We start from the raw sequence: 1,792 nt of genomic DNA, 5'->3' as shown, positions 1-1,792 counted from the left end.
GCGGCTGTCGCGCGCGCGCAAGTGGCTGCGGCGCAATCGCCTGGCCGCTGGGCTGGGCGCGGCGATGGTCCTGGCCGCCGCCGCCGGCTTGCTCGCGGCGGGCTGGCAGCATCGGCAGGCCGTGCGCGAGGCCGAGGCCAACGAGCAGGTCAGCCGCCTGTTCGCCTCCACCCTCGGCAGCGCGACGCTGTCGGGCCTGGGCAGCGCGCGCTTCTCCTCGCGCGCGCTGCTGGAACGCAGCGAACGCGAGCTGCGCGCATTGGCCATGGCCGACCAGCCGGCGCTGCGCGCGCACGCGCTGGCGACGCTGGCGCGCAGCTTCGGCCAGCTCGGCGACTACCGTCACGCCGCCGCGCTGGCCGACGAGGCGCAGCGCATTTCCATCGCCGGCGGCGACCGCGACGAGGACGGCTTCGTCGCCGCCACCCGCCTGTCCACGCTCAATTATCGCGGCCGCCACCAGGAAGCGCTGGCGCTGGCGCGCGCGCGCCTCGACGCGCTCGCCGCCGCGACCGATCCGGCCGCGCGCGATGCGCGCATCGCCATCGGCCTGGAGCTGGCGCTCACCCAATGGGACCTGGGCCGCACCGGACAGGCGTTGGACAGCGCCGACGCGATGGTGCGCGAGGCCCAGGCGCTGGGCCGCGGCCACGCCGCGCGCCTGGCCCAGGCGCTGATCCTGCGCTCGGGCTTCCTGCGCCAGTTGGGCCGGGCCGCGGCGGCCGAAGCCGACGCGCAGCGCGCGCTCGCGCTGGCCGCGCCGCTGGATCCGGTGCTCGCCGACGACGCGCTCGAGCGCCTCGTCGATGCGCAGCGGCTGCGGCTGAGCCCGGCCTTCGCCGGCACCGCGCAACGCCTGCTCGACGAACGCCGGCGCAACCTCGGCACCGACCATCCGCAGACCGCGGCGGCCGAGGTCTATGTCGCCCTCTCCCGCTATCCGAACGTGCCGCGCGAGTCGGCGCTGGCGACGCTGCGCCGGCTGGAAGCGGGCTACGGCCGCGAGCACCCGGCCTACGCGCTGGCGTTGTCGCGCCTGGCCTGGACGCTGGCGCGCGACCCCGCCGAGGAACTGCGCCTGCAGCGCCAGGCGGTGTCGATCCTGGAGCGCACCCTGCCGCACAGCGAGATGCTCTTCAATGCGCGCAGCAACTACGCCAAGGCGCTGCTCGGCCGCGGCAACTGGGTTCCCACGCCGGCGCGCCTGGACGAAGGCATCGCCTTGCTCGAGCGCAACATCGCCGAGCGCGAGCGCGCCGGCCTGCCGCCGCAATCGGACCGCTACTCCGTCGCCGTCAACCTCGTCCAGTACGGCAGCGATTCGAGCCTGCCGCAGGCGCGGCGGGCGCTGGATGCCGCCGCGCGCGCGGCGCCGCGCTTCTACCGCCCGGGCGATCTCGAATGGCTGAACCAGCGCATCTTCGACGCGATGGTGCGTTACCGCGAAGGCCGCTATGCCGAGGCCGATGCCGCCTTCGCGATGCTGCTGGACGAAATCGCGCGCGTGCCCGCCGCCCCCACCGGGTTGCCGCTGGCGCGGCGAAACGACTCGGAGATGCTCGCGCTGCTGTACCGCGGCGTCTACGCCTTCCGCACTTGCCGCCGGCGCGAGGCGGCGCAGTTCCTGGCGGCGGCCGTGCGCGTGGGCGAAACGCCGGGCCGGCCGGTCTCGGAGCCGTTCCTCGACGAGGCGCGCGCGTTCCAGCGCAGCGCGCGCAGCGGCCGGCTGCCGCCGCGGCCGCCGCTGTGGTTTCCCTCCGATCCGCGCGCCGTCGCCGCCGCGACCTTGGTC

General features: G+C 75.8%; 1 protein-coding gene. It reads left to right on the top strand.

Annotated elements, in window-relative coordinates; all coding sequences use genetic code 11:
• The coding region (locus A7A76_RS00330; protein WP_206409318.1) for a hypothetical protein at nt 1-1,792 on the top strand (1,792 nt) is incomplete at both ends.

It is taken from the genome of Lysobacter enzymogenes, assembly GCF_017168095.1.
Taxonomy (GTDB): domain Bacteria; phylum Pseudomonadota; class Gammaproteobacteria; order Xanthomonadales; family Xanthomonadaceae; genus Lysobacter; species Lysobacter enzymogenes_D.
Note: the sequence above shows the minus strand (reverse complement) of the source record. Positions and strands in the feature narration are given on the sequence as shown.